This is a genomic window from Sphingomonas sp. PL-96, assembly GCF_020707215.1.
Taxonomy (GTDB): domain Bacteria; phylum Pseudomonadota; class Alphaproteobacteria; order Sphingomonadales; family Sphingomonadaceae; genus Sphingomonas.
Genome location: NZ_JAJFET010000001.1, coordinates 597,858 through 611,941 on the forward strand (window position 1 = coordinate 597,858; position 14,084 = coordinate 611,941).

At 69.2% G+C, this 14,084-nt stretch carries 17 protein-coding genes; 6 read left to right on the forward strand and 11 right to left on the reverse strand.

Going from position 1 to position 14,084, the window contains the following annotated elements:
• Nucleotides 1-25: 25 nt before the first annotated feature.
• From LK533_RS02845 to LK533_RS02860, 4 genes are all read right to left on the reverse strand, one after another.
• Entirely contained in the window at nt 26-304 is a 279-nt protein-coding gene (locus tag LK533_RS02845; RefSeq protein ID WP_229361248.1) for a PEP-CTERM sorting domain-containing protein, read from the reverse strand.
• Between the two features lie 110 nt (nt 305-414).
• Nucleotides 415-1,413, reverse strand: coding sequence for an alpha/beta hydrolase (locus LK533_RS02850; RefSeq protein WP_229361249.1), 999 nt, complete (start codon nt 1,411-1,413; stop codon nt 415-417).
• Nucleotides 1,414-1,516: 103 nt separating this feature from the next.
• Complete coding sequence (locus tag LK533_RS02855) at nt 1,517-2,575, reverse strand: 1,9-bis(guanidino)-5-aza-nonane synthase (RefSeq protein ID WP_229361250.1); 1,059 nt, start codon at nt 2,573-2,575, stop codon at nt 1,517-1,519.
• Nucleotides 2,576-2,682: 107 nt separating this feature from the next.
• Nucleotides 2,683-3,912, reverse strand: coding sequence for a type III PLP-dependent enzyme (locus LK533_RS02860; RefSeq protein ID WP_229361251.1), 1,230 nt, complete (start codon nt 3,910-3,912; stop codon nt 2,683-2,685).
• 143 nt (nt 3,913-4,055) lie between these two features.
• On the opposite strand from LK533_RS02860, the gene LK533_RS02865 reads away from it, so the two are divergent.
• Both LK533_RS02865 and LK533_RS02870 read left to right on the forward strand, forming a co-directional pair.
• The gene (locus LK533_RS02865) at nt 4,056-5,024 is read left to right on the forward strand and encodes a threonine ammonia-lyase (RefSeq protein ID WP_229361252.1); all 969 of its coding nucleotides are present in this window, start codon (nt 4,056-4,058) and stop codon (nt 5,022-5,024) included.
• A 98-nt stretch (nt 5,025-5,122) separates the two neighbouring features.
• Nucleotides 5,123-5,785, forward strand: coding sequence for a TMEM175 family protein (locus LK533_RS02870; protein ID WP_229361253.1), 663 nt, complete (start codon nt 5,123-5,125; stop codon nt 5,783-5,785).
• On the opposite strand, the gene LK533_RS02875 is transcribed toward LK533_RS02870, so the two are convergent.
• The 7 genes from LK533_RS02875 to LK533_RS02905 form a co-directional block, all read right to left on the reverse strand.
• Nucleotides 5,782-6,933, reverse strand: coding sequence for a sensor domain-containing diguanylate cyclase (locus LK533_RS02875; RefSeq protein WP_229361254.1), 1,152 nt, complete (start codon nt 6,931-6,933; stop codon nt 5,782-5,784). The genes LK533_RS02870 and LK533_RS02875 overlap by 4 nt on opposite strands.
• Before the next feature lie 169 nt (nt 6,934-7,102).
• Complete coding sequence (locus LK533_RS02880; protein WP_229361255.1) at nt 7,103-7,375, reverse strand: hypothetical protein; 273 nt, start codon at nt 7,373-7,375, stop codon at nt 7,103-7,105.
• Nucleotides 7,372-7,890, reverse strand: a complete 519-nt coding sequence (locus LK533_RS02885; RefSeq protein WP_229361256.1) for an SAM-dependent methyltransferase — start codon at nt 7,888-7,890, stop codon at nt 7,372-7,374. The genes LK533_RS02880 and LK533_RS02885 overlap by 4 nt, the downstream gene beginning before the upstream one ends.
• Nucleotides 7,887-8,147, reverse strand: coding sequence for a hypothetical protein (locus LK533_RS02890; protein ID WP_229361257.1), 261 nt, complete (start codon nt 8,145-8,147; stop codon nt 7,887-7,889). The genes LK533_RS02885 and LK533_RS02890 overlap by 4 nt, the downstream gene beginning before the upstream one ends.
• A gap of 350 nt (nt 8,148-8,497) precedes the next feature.
• The gene (locus LK533_RS02895; RefSeq protein WP_229361258.1) at nt 8,498-8,872 is read right to left on the reverse strand and encodes a hypothetical protein; all 375 of its coding nucleotides are present in this window, start codon (nt 8,870-8,872) and stop codon (nt 8,498-8,500) included.
• A 113-nt stretch (nt 8,873-8,985) separates the two neighbouring features.
• Complete coding sequence (locus LK533_RS02900; protein ID WP_229361259.1) at nt 8,986-9,765, reverse strand: hypothetical protein; 780 nt, start codon at nt 9,763-9,765, stop codon at nt 8,986-8,988.
• An 84-nt stretch (nt 9,766-9,849) separates the two neighbouring features.
• The gene (locus tag LK533_RS02905; protein WP_229361260.1) at nt 9,850-10,506 is read right to left on the reverse strand and encodes an alpha/beta hydrolase; all 657 of its coding nucleotides are present in this window, start codon (nt 10,504-10,506) and stop codon (nt 9,850-9,852) included.
• Nucleotides 10,507-10,600: 94 nt separating this feature from the next.
• On the opposite strand from LK533_RS02905, the gene LK533_RS02910 reads away from it, so the two are divergent.
• From LK533_RS02910 to bla, 4 genes are read left to right on the forward strand one after another with little or no spacing between them, the layout of a single operon-like run.
• Nucleotides 10,601-11,656: a cysteine desulfurase family protein gene (locus LK533_RS02910; protein ID WP_267495033.1), complete on the forward strand. Its 1,056-nt coding sequence runs from the start codon at nt 10,601-10,603 to the stop codon at nt 11,654-11,656.
• Nucleotides 11,653-12,744: a cysteine desulfurase family protein gene (locus LK533_RS02915; RefSeq protein ID WP_229361261.1), complete on the forward strand. Its 1,092-nt coding sequence runs from the start codon at nt 11,653-11,655 to the stop codon at nt 12,742-12,744. Before LK533_RS02910 ends, LK533_RS02915 begins: the two co-directional genes overlap by 4 nt.
• Complete coding sequence (locus LK533_RS02920) at nt 12,741-13,070, forward strand: 2Fe-2S iron-sulfur cluster-binding protein (protein WP_229361262.1); 330 nt, start codon at nt 12,741-12,743, stop codon at nt 13,068-13,070. Before LK533_RS02915 ends, LK533_RS02920 begins: the two co-directional genes overlap by 4 nt.
• A complete protein-coding gene (gene bla, locus LK533_RS02925) occupies nt 13,070-13,945 on the forward strand; it encodes a class A beta-lactamase (RefSeq protein WP_229361263.1) in 876 nt (291 codons plus the stop codon). Before LK533_RS02920 ends, bla begins: the two co-directional genes overlap by 1 nt.
• The last annotated feature ends 139 nt before the right edge of the window (nt 13,946-14,084 follow it).

Consider the following 14,084-nt stretch of genomic DNA (forward strand, 5'->3'; position numbering starts at 1 on the left):
GGGCGGCCGAAGCCGCCCCGCCTGATTACTTGGCCCGGCGCTTGCGTGCAAAGGCGAGCGCGGCCGCGCCGCCGCCCAGCAGCAGCATCGATGCGGGTTCCGGCACGGGTGCCGGCGTACCGCCGGTCGATCCGGTGCTGCCGCCGGTCGACCCGGTGTGTCCGCCGGTGGAACCGCCATAGCCGCCGCTCGATCCGCCATGCCAGCCGCTGGACCCGCCGCTTCCGCCGGTGCCGGTTGCCAGCGCCGGGGCGCTGATCGTCGCTGCTAGCAGTGCCAGGCCAAGATAGGTCGAACGCTTCATCCCAATTTCCCCTGTCATAATGCGGCCAGAGGATAGGCATGAGTCCGTGTAAGTAAACGCGCCATTAGCCCTTGTTTCGAGCCCTTGAGTCCCGGGCTGGGACTTCGGCTTCACGACACGTGCGTGCGCACCCATTTGTTGTAGAGTTCGAGCCAGCCGCGGCCGGGCGCGCTTTCCGGCAGATGCTTGGCGCCAAAGCCGTGGCCGCCCTTTTCATAGAGATGCACCTCCACCGGCACCTTGGCGGCGCGTGCGGCGGCAAGCATGTCCAGGCTCTGTTCCAGCGGCACGAGCGGATCGTCGATCGCATGGGCCAGGAACAGCGGCGGGGTCTCGCGCGTGACTCGCGGCGGCGTGTTGTAGCGGCGAAGCACTTCCTCGCTGGGGTTCGGGCCCATCAGCATATTTCCCGACCGGCTGTGCAGGCCCGGCGCCGACAGGCTCGTCACCGCGTACACGAGGCCAGTGTAGTCCGGCCGCGCCGACTGGCTGTCGGCCGTGTCGACCGGTGCATAAACCCGATCCTGATGCCCGACGGTCAGCGACGCCGCCAGGTGCCCGCCCGCCGAAAAACCCAGCACGCCAAGCTTGGCGGGATCGATGCCGTAGCGGCCGGCATTGGCGCGGATCAGCCGCATGGCGCGCTGCGCATCCTGCAGAGGTACGTCGGCGCGGTTCGCCCAGCCGTCCCCCGGCAGGCGATAGCTCAGCACGAACACCGTCACGCCCAGCGGGTTGAGTACGCTCGCGACGTCGATCCCCTCATTCTCCAGCGAGACGAAGCCATAGCCACCACCCGGGATCGACAGCACCGCGCGCCCGTTTGGGCGGGCCGGGCGGTAGACGCCTACGATCGGGTCGGCGGTGCCGCGCATCCACAGCTCGGGCCGTTTGGGATCGCCGCTCATCTCGGGCTTCGGCGTCGGGAGCTTGGCCGGCGCCCCCGGCGCCTTGCCGGGCCACAGGCGGAAATGCTCGGCCGGCGGCCACGGCGTCATGCCGCTCTGGGGGACCTGTGCCTGCGCGGCCTGAGCTTGCGTGACGGGGCCGGCGGCGGCGACCGGCAGCGCGAGTGCGGTGCCGAGCAGCGTGCGGCGGTCGATCGTCATGATGCCTCTCCCTGTTTGCAGGGCAGGGTAGCGCGGCACCGGGCAAAGAAAAACCCGCCCGGGCAGGTGCCCGGGCGGGTTCATCAGATCGTGAGGCGAAGGCTTACTTGCCGCCGAACAGCTTGGCCCAACCGCGCTTTGCACGGTTCTTCCAGTGACCGCGGTGATAGGCGTCGGATGCCAGCAGCGGCATGACCGAGCCCGCTTCCGCGAACACCATCTGTTCGATGCCGGTGTTCACCTTACCCCAGCTCGCCGCTTCCTGCAGCGTCGAGGACGAGCAGGCGCCGTCGCGCACGTCGGCAACGGTGATCTGCACCGCGTACTTGTGCACCTCGACGTCCTCATGGCCCAGGATCTCGGCGCAGACGACCGTGTCCTGGATGAAGTTCTTGGGCACGCCGCCACCGATCATGAGCAGGCCGGTGGAGCCGGCCGCGATCTTGATCTCGGTCAGCTCGCGGAAGTCCGCGATCGAGTCGATGGTCAGGTAGGGCTTGCCCGCCTTCATCGCGTCGACCTGGTGCTTCACCAGGCCAAAGCCAGCCGAGGAGTCCGTGAACGCCGGGCAGAAGATCGGCACGTCATGCTCGTAGGCGAGCTTGACGAGGCTGTTCTCCTTCTTGCCGTGCTCCATGAGATACTTGCCCATCTCACGGATGAACGCACGGCTCGAATAGGCCTTGGGCTCCAGCGTCTCGGCGATCTCGAAGATCGTGTGGTCGACGTGCTGAAGCTCTTCCTCGTCGATGTAGGTGTCGTAGATGCGGTCGATGTAGAGCGAACGCAGCGTGTCGTCGTCGGGGATCTCTAGCGCCTGATAGTGCTTGTGACCCAGGCCCTCGAAGAAATCCATGTCGACGATGGTGGCGCCGGTGGCGACGATGCCGTCGACCATGTTGTTGCGCACCAGCTCGGCATAGAGGTCCATGCAGCCGGCGGCCGAAGTCGAACCCGCGATCACCAGGAAGATCGAGCAGTTCGGGTCTTCCAGCATCTGGTTGTAGATGCCGGTCGCGCGCGCCAGGTCGCGGCTGGTGAAGCTCATCTTCTTCATCGAATCGATGATCGGACGGGCGTCGAAGCTCTTGATGTCGATATGCTCGACGACGGACGAGAGCAGCTCAGCCTTGCGGTTGTCGTTGGTCATGGTGTCGGTCATGATGTTCCCAATAGTCAGGACCGGCGTCGTTCAAGGGGACGCACGAAACCCGTCGGGACGGCGGAGCACGCAGCGTCCGCCGTCCATATAGGTAGGCCTTGCGGCCGTTAAAGCTTGATGACGTTCGAGCGCGTTGCGCGTTCGGCCGTTTCCAGCGCGACGTAGAGCGAGTGCATCGGCTCGTCCTCAACGATCACGGTTTCTTCCGAACCAAAGCCGTTGAACCCGGTCCGCATCGCACAGCCATAGGCGCCGAGCATGCCGATCTCGACATAGTCCCCAGCCCGGATGTCCGCCGGCAGATCGAACGGACCCTTCATATGGTCCATGTCGTCGCAGGTCGGGCCATAGAAGCTGAAGCCGACGTCCTTGGCGTCCGACTCCGGCTCGCGCAGCAGCTGCACCGGAAAACGCCAGCCGATGTGCGCCGCATCGAACAACGCGCCATAGGCACCGTCGTTGATGTAGAGCTCGGCCCCGCGACGCTTCTCCACGCGCACCAGCAGCGAGCTGTACTCGGCGCACAGCGCACGGCCCGGCTCGGCCCAGAGTTCGGCCGAATAGGACACCGGCAGGCTTTCGAACGCGCGGTGGATCGTCTCGAAATAGCGCTCCAGCGGCGGCGGCTCCATGCCCGGGTAGGTCGACGGAAAGCCGCCGCCCACGTCGATCACGTCCACCGTCACGGCAGCTTCCACGATGGCGGCGCGCACGCGCTCCATCGCATTGGCATAGGCTTCCGGGCTCATCGCCTGGCTGCCGACATGGAAGCAGATGCCGAGCGCATCGGCCGCCTGGCGCGCTGCGAACAGCAGGTCCTTCGCCTCATGCGGCGCCGCGCCGAACTTCGACGCCAGGCTCAGCTTCGAGTGATCCGACGACACGCGCAGCCGGACGCACAGCGTCAGGTCCTGGGCCTCGCGGGTCGCACGCACGATCTTGTCCAGCTCCTCGGTCGTGTCGAGCGAGAACACGCGCACGCCGTGGGTGAAATACGCCTCCGCGATCGCTTCCTCGGCCTTGACCGGGTGCATGAAGCACAGGGTCGCTTCCGGAAGCGTGCGCGCGACGAGCCGCACCTCTGCGATCGAGGCGACGTCGAAATGCGTGATGCCGCTGTCCCACAGGATCTGCAGCAGATCCGGCGAGGGGTTCGCCTTCACCGCATACATCGACCGGCCCGGAAACTTCTCGACGAAGAATCGGGCAGCCCGACGCGCGGCGTGCGGACGGACAAGCGTTACCGGCTGAACCGGCGCACGCTGGGCGATGTCGGCGCCACGAGTGGCGTTCGAGTGGGCGGTTGCTAGCCCCAGCGCGCTATGGTGTTCGGCCAATTCAAGGGACCTCCAGGGGTAAGTTCGACACAAGGGCTGCCTTGCGGTTGGAAGTCCCATGGGGCAGCGGATGGCGCACATAGGGTCGGCGAACCGGCGTGTAAAGCGCCTGACTCGCATCACCCCCGTTGCGGAGACGAAATGTGACTGTTGTGCGACAACCGACGCGGGCAGGCGTGCGCGACGCAGCGGCAAAGATCGCGCAGGTCCTGCCGCCCACGCCGCTGCTTTTTGCCGAAGTCCAACGGCAAGTGATTGGCTTCAAAGCCGAATCGCTCCAGCCGGTTGGTGCGTTCAAGATCCGCGGTGCCTGGCACCGGCTGACCGCCCTGGACGCAACTGCGCGCGCGCGTGGGGTCGTGGCATTCTCTTCGGGCAACCATGCCCAGGGAGTCGCCTGGGCGGCGCGCCGCCTGCGGATCCCCGCCACGATCGTGATGCCGGCGGACGCGCCGGCGGTGAAGCGCGAGGCGACTCTGGCGCTGGGCGCGGAGATCGTGCGCTACGACCGTCGGACCGAGAGTCGCGAGCGGATCGCGACCGAACTCGCCGCCGCCCGCGGCGCGACGCTGGTTCCCAGCTTCGACGACCCCTGGATCATCGAAGGCCAGGGAAGTGCCGGCATTGAGGCCGCCCGCCAGATGGAGGCACAGGGTCTTGGCTCCGTACGTCATCTGGTCACGCCTTGCGGGGGCGGCGGCCTTGCCGCGGGCCTCACCCTGGCGCTTCCCGACGTCCGGGTCACGGTAGCCGAGCCGGAGGGGTGGGACGACATGCGCGCCTCCCTGGCAGCGGGCCGGATCGAGCCGGTCGCGCCCGGTGCGCCGGACACCGCCTGCGACGCGCTCCAGACCCAGCGCGTGTCGCCGCTCACCTTCGACGTGCTCGCGCGCCGCGGCGCGACCGGGGTTGCGGTCAGCGAGGCCGAAGTCCGCGACGCGCAGCGCTGGACGGCGCGTCACCTGCGCCTGGTGGTGGAGCCGGGCGGGGCCGTGGCGCTTGCCGCACTGCTGGCGGGCAAGGTTGCGGCGTCTGCCGGCATGCTGGTGCTGCTGTCGGGCGGCAACGTCGATCCGGATCGCTATGCCGAAGTGCTGGCGGGCAAGGGATAGCGCTGCGACTCTCCGACATCCGTCTTGAAGCCCCCCGCGTGCCTGAGCAGTATCCGCAGACCGGCTCCGCCTCGGCGGAGCGACACAAGGGGGACAGGATGTCGGCGGACTCGAACCACCTACCCGCGGCGCAGGCCGCTGCGCATGCCGGGCCACCCGCGTTGCTCGAGCGGCTGATGTTCTTTTCGGATGCGGTGTTCGCCATCGCGATCACACTGCTGATTATCGAGGTGAAGGTCCCGCACCTGCCGCACGGCGCCGATGCGACCGCACATCTGCAGGCGCTGGCCGACCTGCTTCCGAACTTCACCGGATTCTTCGTCAGCTTTGCCGTGATCGGCGCCTTCTGGGCAGGCCACCACCGCGCCTTCGGGCTGGCGAGCCACTATGCGCCGGGCATCGTGCTGCCGAACCTGATGATGCTGTGCGCCATCGTGCTGATGCCGTTCGCCACCGCATACATGAGCGAGAACTATGGCGCCGTGGTTCCGACGGCGCTCTACAATTTGCTGCTGATGACGACGGGTCTGCTCAACCTGTACCTCATCCGCACCGTGACGCGCGCGCCCTATACCAGTGGCGATACCGATGCGCGCCACCTGGCGATGGTGCGCGCGCGGGGCTGGGGCGTGACGCTCGGCGCTGCCCTGGCGCTGGTCATGAGCTTTGTCGCGGCGCCCCTTGCGCAGCCGATGCTGATCACGATCCCGCTATGGGTGCGGCTCGCGGTCGCACGTGCGGTGCGGCGCGCCGGCGACTAGTTCATGTGCCGGTCTGCCGGCGTCCTGCCGGTTTCCCGAAAGCTGGCGGGAGTATCCTCGCGGGCGCGCGCCGGTACCAAGCGGCCGCGCGACTTCGCCTGCTGGAGTGCCAGGTCCGCCACTTCCAGCAAGGCGGGCAGGTCGGCACCCTGTTCAGGCGACAGCGCCACGCCGACGCTGGCGCCGACATGCACCCTCTGCCCCGCGACGAAGTAGCCGCGCGCACCGATCGCGGTGCAGATTTGCTCCTTCAGCTGCTCGGCATCGTCGCGACCGATGTCTCGCGCGACCAGGACGAACTCGTCCCCGCCCAGGCGCGCGACCTCCGCAGTCTGCCCGGCGATCTCCCGAAGGCGCTCCGCGACCGACACGAGCACGGCGTCGCCGGCCTTGTGGCCCAGCGTGTCGTTGATGTTCTTGAACCAGTCGAGATCGAGGTAGAAGACCGCCAGCTGCGCATGGCTCCGCCCGACCCGGTCCTGAGCCCAGCGCGCCAGGCCGTTGCGGTTCAGCAGGCCGGTCAGCGGATCGTGCCGCGCATGATGGTCGTTGATCATCTCCGCGCGCATCGTGCGGACGAGCAGCCGGTTGAGCTGGAAGGCCGCCGCACTCATGCTGATGAGGTAGAAGGGGATCTGGAACATCACCAGCAACAGCACCGGCTGTCCCGACAGCGCGGCCGCCACTGCGCACGGGCCCAGGCTCAGCGCGATCATCACGGCGACGAGCCGCGGCGCGCCGAAGTTGCGAAAGCAGATCCCGCCCACCATCGCCGCCGCAGAGAGGCAGGCGAGGGTGGCGGCGATCCAGTCGCCGCTCGCCACGCAGATAAACGTCCCATAGCCCACCGACGCGGCCCAAAGCACGGCGAGCGAGATGTAGAGATCGGTAGGTCCGCGTCGCCCCTCTGCGACGGCCTTGCGCCCGACAAGAAGCGCGGGGAGCCGCACCGCGGCGAGCAGGAGTTCGAGCGCGACCCACAAATAGGCGGCAGTGGATTGCATCCGCATCGCGATCAGCGCGGACACTGCGATCGTGTTCAGCACGCCCCCGGCAAAGATCGGCAGGCTCGCATAGAGGCTGTGCAGCAGCGTCCGGCGCATGCTGTCGGGGATGTCCCCGCCCGGCTCGACCAGCCAACCCGTCAAAGACCACCGAGGCAACGCGCCTCCGAAGCCGGAACGTCCGTCCATCACCCTAGGCTCGCAACCTGAGCACCCCCCGGTGCTTCGCGGATCCAAGTATATCCCGGTATCGTTAACAAATCTGGAACCAAAACGCGCTTCGCGCGTCTGGCGCCGGTTGGGCGAGGGTGCCTCACCGAATTGGCGGGACGGCCTCGGCTGCGGGCCGCGCCCGCCGGCGAAGGCGGGCCGCATGGACCGCTTCGGCACTGTATGGGTGGCCCCGCCGTTCGGCGCGAAGCCGCTGCGCCACCCGCTTGCCATGGATCATCAGCGGCAGGCCAGACAGCGCCAGCGGAAGCAGCAGGATCGACAGCCGTGCATCGTCCAGCACCAGCCCGGTGCCGCAGGCGGTGGCGGTGAGGGCGAAGCCCGCCGCCTTCCAGCGCAGGTCGCGTGCAGTCATGCCGCGGCATTCCCGCCTGCCGATGCGGCCAGGTCGCCGATCAGCATCTCTGCGGCTGCGGCACGCGCCTCAGCAACGCCGGGCAGGCCATCCGCACCTCGACCGCCGTGCCACAGGAGAATGTCGGCTGGACACTCCGCTTCCTCCGCCAGCGCTTGAAGAAGATCCTCGCGTGCGAAGACGAGGCCGATCGCGGGATCGCGCAGCCGCGCCGCGGCCGCTTGCGCGCGGCCGACCAGGGACGGCGAATTGCCGATGCCGCGGCCTTCGATGGCGGTAAAGCCGATTCGCCGCGCATGGCGGACCGCCTCGATCAACAGCGTGCCGCAGCCGCAGTCGGCATCCACGATCCGAACCGAATGGCGGCGCTGCATCCGCAACACCTCCAGCGCCGCGGCAATGGCGGGCCAGCGCGGGTCGCTCCTGGCCGCGCGGCTACCGGTGACGACAGGAACCTCCAACGGCTGGCGTCTGGCCGGTCGCGGAGGGGCGATGCGTTGGGCGCTCCTGCTCATGCGGCGCTGCTCAGCACGTGAAGGGGGGCGACCGGTGTGAAGGACACCAGCGGAACCAGCGGTGCTGCCGCCACTTCCAGCCGGGCGTGATAGATCTGGCGCTCCGCCTCGGCGAAATGGAACGCCGCGGTCCGCGATACGAAGCGGCCCTCCAGCTTCTTGCCGCTGTCCTGGACCAGCCAGTGTCCGGCTTCGTCCTGTCCGACGTAGATGACGTGCCCGCATTCGTCGGGCTCCGGTGTGGGTTCAGACGACATGTTCGTCTTGGTGCCTCTTGCGATCGAGCGATGAGGTGCTCGCAGGAACGGATCTACGAACCGCGCCATAGGGGTTCGAGGGCGATTTCCGGGAACTGCGTAGTGGGCGCATAGCATCGGCCTCGCCTCGTCGCATTTGCGACGGTGTCGGGCCGGCTCGCTCGAAAAGGCGGCCACCGTGGATCAGGAGCAGCACGCCCGCGCTGGCAAGGACGAAGCTCAGCAACGAGAGGCCGATTTCGGCGACCTGGGATGGACCATGCTGGGCGGCTTGGTACACCGCACGATGCGCGAGCGTCGTTCCGGCGGATGCGGCCAGCAATGCCGCTCCGGCGAGTCGGGGAGCAAGACTAGCCAATGGCTGCCACCACAACCGGCATCCGATATGCGTCAGGCCGGAGGTCTTGCAGCCAGATCGGGCTCGGCCGCAGGTCGGCAGGCACGGCCGCACGCAGCACGTACGGTTCAGGTTCGGGCTGGCGTCGCCACCGCTCGCTCACCGCGCCGGGCGCGAACAATCTGCCGCCCAGGAGCGCAAGCGCGCTGCCCGCGCTTGCGCCGAGATAGCCCAGTGCCGCCAGCGCATAGGGCAGCACGGCGCTTGGTCCGGTCCCGACCCGCATCGCGCAGAGCTGCGCGATGGCGGCCCCGGAGAGCCCGCATAATGAAAGCCCCAAAACGCGCAGGCCCAGGTCTGCGCGCCGTGTGCGATGCCATGCCGTCATGCCACAATCCTTGCTGTGGCAGCCCAGCTATCGGCGAGGGCGTAGCAATTCGAGAGCGATTCCGGCCTTTCGCATAGCGCCGGCATAGATGCGAAAGGGGATGGGGCGACGGGTCAGCGGGTCGGCTTTTCCGTGAAGTCGATGTGGATGCGGACCCAGGCGCCGACCACCGGCTTGCCGCCGATCCGCGGCGGGCGCACGCGGAACTGCCAGGCGGCCTGGCGGATGGCGCCGGCCAGGCGGGAGCCGCGCGGATAGTCGGCCAGCTCGCGGCAATCCTCGACGCGGTTGTCGGCGACCGTTCGGCAGGCGATCTCTGCCCAGCCGCCCGCGGGCGCGCCCTGCGGCGGCATATAGGCGCCGAGTTCGCGGTCGGTCGGGCGACGATACCATTCGGCGCGGTACAGCCGTTCGCCGCCCGGCCCATCGCCGGGGCCATAGGCGGAGCCGCTGTCGGCGCCATCGCCCCCGTCGCTCGCAGCACCGCTGTCCGCCACTTCCTCACCGCGCGCCGATCGGATCGCGCCGATGTCGGAGGCGGCGAAATCCTCGCGGCTCAGCACCAGCATGTTGGGCGTGGGCTGCGGCGCCGGCGGCGCGCTCGGCGGGGGCGGCGGCGCGGTCACTGCATCCTTGGGGCGGCTGCGCGCGGTCGCGCCGCCGCCGGGCTTGGGGACCTCGGGATCGCCCGCGGCCTGGCTTTTCGGCGGATCGGGGGTGATGTCGAAGACGGGCGGCGATGCCTCGGGCGGGGGCGGCGGCAGCAGGCGCGGCGCCAGCGTCAGCAGCATGATCAGGATCAGCAGGTTGATCCCGACCGCGAGCACCAGCGCGATCGTGCGGGGCCGGCGCGACGCGCGGTACGACGAAATGGGATCGGACGTCGCGCGCATTGCAGGCGCGCCTACACCGCGCGCGCGGGCGCCGCAATCATGTGTTGGAAGCCCGGGAACGCGCGGCGCCCCCGGGCTGCCAGATCAGCGGATCGGCGAGTTCGGATCGAGGCGCATGTCGAGATAGCGGTCCACGCTGCCCATCAGCTCCGGCATCTCGTCGGCAAAGAAGTGGTTTGCGCCCGGGATGACGTCGTGGTGGATGGTGATGTGCTTTTGCGTGCGCAGCTTGTCGACCAGCTTCTGGGTCGCGGCCGGCGTCACCACCTCGTCCGCCTCGCCCTGGATGATGATGCCCGAAGACGGGCAGGGCGCCAGGAAGGTGAAGTCGAACATGTTCGCCGGCGGCGCGATCGAGATGAAGCCGCGGATCTCCGGCCGGCGCATCAGCAGCTGCATCGCGATCCAGGCGCCGAAGCCGAAGCCTGCCACCCAGGTGGTCTGCGCTTCCGGGTGGAAGCTTTGCACCCAGTCGAGCGCCGAGGCGGCGTCCGACAGCTCGCCGATGCCGTTGTCGAACGTGCCCTGGCTCTTGCCGACGCCGCGGAAGTTGAACCGCAGGGTCGCAAAGCCGCGCCGCTGGAAGGTCTTGTAGAGCTCCTGCACGATGTGGTTGTTCATCGTGCCGCCCGAGGACGGGTGCGGGTGCAGGATCATCGCCACGGGTGCGCGCGGACGCGGGGCGGGGGCGAAACGGCCTTCGAGACGCCCTTCAGGGCCGGGGAAGATGACTTCGGGCATGGGTTTCCTGCCGACAGAATGGGGCACGCCGGTTGGGCGCAGCAAGTTGGGCGCTATATAGGCGGGGAGCTTCCCTGCGCAATCGGAACGATATTTGGCCGAACGACTCTATCTGGATCATGCCGCGACAACGCCGATGCGGCCCGAGGCGATTGCCGCGGCAGCCGAGGGCATGGCGCGCTGGGCCAATCCATCCTCGCCCCATGCCGAGGGGCGCGCCGCCCGCCGCCTGCTGGAGGACGCCCGCGCACGCATCGCCGCGACGCTCGGCTGGCGACACGAGGTGATCCTGACCAGCGGCGCCAGCGAGGCGATCGCGCTGGCGCTCGGCCGGGCAAAGGGCGTCCGCATCGCCGTGTCGCCGACCGAGCATGACGCGGTGCTGCGCGCCGCCGGCGATGCGGAGCGGCTGGCGGTCGACGCGGCAGGACAGGTGTCGCTGCCGGCTCCCACGGGCGAACCACGGCTGTTCGCGATCCAGGGCGCCAATTCGGAGACGGGCGTGCTCCAGCCGCTCGATGCGCTTGCTCAGGAGATCCGGGGCGGCGGCGACCTGCTGTTCGCCGACTGCGCGCAATCCGCCGGCAAACTCCCGCTGCCCGACGCCGACCTGATCGCGGTATCGGCGCACAAGCTTGGCGGGCCGCCGGGCATCGGCGCGCTGCTGGTCCGCGACTTTGCGGTGCTGGAGCCGGTCGGCGGCCAGGAACAGGGGTATCGCGGCGGGACGGAAAACCTGCCGGGCGTGCTGGGCTTTGCCGCCGCGCTGGAAGCCCCCCGCGACTGGCTGGAGCACGCCGCCGAATGGCGCGCGATGCTCGATGCGGCGGTGCTGGCCGAGGGCGGCAAGGTGGTCGCCGGCACCACCCCGCGCATCGCCACCATCGCCGCCTATCGCATGCCGGGGGTCGCGTCGGCCGCGCAGCTGATCCGCTTCGACGGCAGCGGCATCGCGGTGTCCGCTGGCAGCGCCTGCTCGTCGGGCAGCCTCAAGCCCAGCCATGTGCTGGGCGCGATGGGCTGGGATGCGCAGGCCGCGCGCGAAGTGGTGCGGGTGAGCTTCGGCTGGAACACCCGAGGCGAGGACGTCCGCCGCTTCGCGGACGCCTGGACCGCCATCGCCCGCGAAGCACGGGCCCGCGCCGCATGAGCTACCTCGATTATCAGGCGACGACCCCGCTCGCATCCGAGGCGTTGGCCGCGATGCTCCCGTGGCTGGAGCGCCAGCACGCCAATCCGCACTCGCCGCATCGTGAGGGCCGCGCCGCCCGCGCCGCGGTGGAGGTCGCACGCGATCAGGTGGCGAAACTCCTGCCGCAGGGTGGCCGTGTTGCTTACACCTCCGGCGCGACGGAGGCGCTCAACTGGGCGATCCAGGGCACGACCGGCCCGATCGTCACGCTTGCCACCGAACATGCCGCGGTCCTCGACACCGTCGCGGCCGAGGCGCGCAAAGGCCGTCCCGTCACCATCCTGCCGGTCGGCAGCGGCGGCCGCGTCGACCTGGACGCGGCGGCCCGCGTCATCCAGCCTGGCACCGGGCTGGTCGCGGCGATGCTGGTCAACAACGAGATCGGCGTCATCCAGCCGATCGCCGAGCTTGCCGCTCTTGCCCATGCCGCTGGCGCGCGCTTCCTGTGCGACGCGGTGCAGGGCTATGGCCGATTGCCCGTGCCGGAAGCGTGCGACCTCATCGCCATCTCCGCGCACAAGATCCACGGCCCCAAGGGCATCGGTGCGCTATGGGTGCGCGACGGCGTCGCGCTTGCGCCGCTGCTCCACGGCGGCGGACAGGAAGCGCCGGGCCGCTCCGGCACGCTGTCGCCGGCCCTGTGCGCCGGCTTCGGCGCCGCCGCCAAGCTCGCCGCCGAGCGCATGGCGGTCGATGCCGCGCATGTCGCGGCGCTCGCCGACACCGTCCTGGCGACATTGGGACCGGACTGGATCGTCAATGGCTCCAGCGAGCATCGCCACCGCGGGAACCTCAACCTGCGGCGCGCCGGGCTCGACGTGGCGCGGTTGATGAGCGACCTGCGCGACATCGCGTTTTCCGCTGGCTCCGCCTGTGCCAGCGGCTCCGGCCGGCCGAGCCATGTGCTGAAAGCCATCGGCCTGTCGGACGCGGAGGCGCGTTCGAGCATCCGCATCGGATTTGGCCGCATGACGAACGAGGAGGAACTGGTGAGCGCAATGACCCGGATCGACGCGGCGGCACGTGGGCAGAAGGTGGCGGCATGATCGTGCGCTTCATCGGCACCGACGGCGTGGTGGAGGAAGCGCGCGGCGCCGCCGGCGACCGGCTGCTCGATCTCGCCCAGGCCTATGGCCAGCCGCTGGAGGGTACGTGCGACGGGCAGATGGCCTGTTCGACCTGCCACGTCATCGTCGCGCCGGAATTCGCCGACCTGCTGCCGCCGCCGTCGGAAGAAGAAGAAGACATGCTCGATTTTGCGCCCGGCGCCACCCGCACCAGCCGGCTCGCCTGCCAGATCGCGCTCACCGATGCGCTTGACGGCCTGACGGTGCGCATCCCCGGTGAGCAGGCCGACGCGAGGCGCCGCTGATGCGGCGGCGCGAGTTCGTCGCCGGCGGTGCGGCCGCGGTGCTGCTGCCGACCTGGCTGGAGGCGCTGGGCTCCGGCGCCCTGGCCGCGCCGGCCGATCCGTTGGCCGCGATCGCAGGGGAAACGGGCGGGCGGCTGGGCGTGTCGGTGGTCGACACCGGCACCGGACGGCGGCTGTGGCTCGACCCGCTGTCGCGCTATCCCTTCTGCTCGACCTTCAAGGTGCCGCTGGCCGCTGCGATCCTGGCAAAGGCGGATCGCGGCGAGCTCGATCTCCAGCGCGCCATCCGCTTTTCGCAAGGCGACCTGCTCGAATACGCCCCAGAAATGCGCAAGAACCTGTCGCGGGGGGAGATGACCATCGCCGAACTCTGCGCCGCGTCCGTCGAGTGGAGCGACAATGCCGCCGCCAACCTCCTGCTGCCGCAGCTCGCCGGCCCCGCCGGGCTGACGCGGTTCCTGCGCTCGGCAGGCGACTCGATCAGCCGCCTCGACCGCGTGGAGCCCGAACTTAACGACTATAAGCCCGGCGAGCTGCGCGACACGACCACGCCGATGGCGATGACGACGTTGCTGGCGGCGCTGCTGACCGGCGACGTGCTCCAGTCGGCGTCGCGCAAGCAGCTGGCCGACTGGATGGTCGGCAGCCGCACCGGCGACAAGCGCCTGCGCGCGGGGCTGCCCAAGAGCTGGCGAGTCGGCGACAAGACCGGCACCAGCGGCAAGGGGCAGGCCAACGACATCGCCGTCGCCTGGCCGCCGAACCGCAAGCCGATCCTGATCGCCTGCTACCTCGATGCGCCGGGGGTGGCGCCGGAGAAGGCGGACCGGGCGATCGCTTCGGTGGGGGCGCTCGTGGGGCAGCTGTTCGCCTGAGTCGCTCCCGCCTTCGTCCTATTTCGAAGCACGGGTTCCCCATTCGCGTTCGTCTCGAGTAGTCGTCGAGCTTGTCGAGGCGGCGTCCAGAGACCGTTTGCGGTGGCTCTCTCGGTACGGGCTCTCGCCAAGCTCAATC

What these genes read in the sequence shown, in the direction of transcription:
- LK533_RS02890 (WP_229361257.1), bottom strand. Translation starts at nt 8,147, where the DNA reads ATGTCGTCTGAACCCACACCGGAGCCCGACGAATGCGGGCACGTCATC.
- LK533_RS02855 (WP_229361250.1), bottom strand. Translation starts at nt 2,575, where the DNA reads ATGACCGACACCATGACCAACGACAACCGCAAGGCTGAGCTGCTCTCG.
- LK533_RS02915 (WP_229361261.1), top strand. Translation starts at nt 11,653, where the DNA reads ATGAGCTACCTCGATTATCAGGCGACGACCCCGCTCGCATCCGAGGCG.
- LK533_RS02870 (WP_229361253.1), top strand. Translation starts at nt 5,123, where the DNA reads ATGTCGGCGGACTCGAACCACCTACCCGCGGCGCAGGCCGCTGCGCAT.
- LK533_RS02900 (WP_229361259.1), bottom strand. Translation starts at nt 9,765, where the DNA reads ATGCGCGCGACGTCCGATCCCATTTCGTCGTACCGCGCGTCGCGCCGG.
- LK533_RS02920 (WP_229361262.1), top strand. Translation starts at nt 12,741, where the DNA reads ATGATCGTGCGCTTCATCGGCACCGACGGCGTGGTGGAGGAAGCGCGC.
- bla (WP_229361263.1), top strand. Translation starts at nt 13,070, where the DNA reads ATGCGGCGGCGCGAGTTCGTCGCCGGCGGTGCGGCCGCGGTGCTGCTG.
- LK533_RS02895 (WP_229361258.1), bottom strand. Translation starts at nt 8,872, where the DNA reads ATGACGGCATGGCATCGCACACGGCGCGCAGACCTGGGCCTGCGCGTT.
- LK533_RS02850 (WP_229361249.1), bottom strand. Translation starts at nt 1,413, where the DNA reads ATGACGATCGACCGCCGCACGCTGCTCGGCACCGCACTCGCGCTGCCG.
- LK533_RS02885 (WP_229361256.1), bottom strand. Translation starts at nt 7,890, where the DNA reads ATGAGCAGGAGCGCCCAACGCATCGCCCCTCCGCGACCGGCCAGACGC.
- LK533_RS02905 (WP_229361260.1), bottom strand. Translation starts at nt 10,506, where the DNA reads ATGCCCGAAGTCATCTTCCCCGGCCCTGAAGGGCGTCTCGAAGGCCGT.
- LK533_RS02845 (WP_229361248.1), bottom strand. Translation starts at nt 304, where the DNA reads ATGAAGCGTTCGACCTATCTTGGCCTGGCACTGCTAGCAGCGACGATC.
- LK533_RS02880 (WP_229361255.1), bottom strand. Translation starts at nt 7,375, where the DNA reads ATGACTGCACGCGACCTGCGCTGGAAGGCGGCGGGCTTCGCCCTCACC.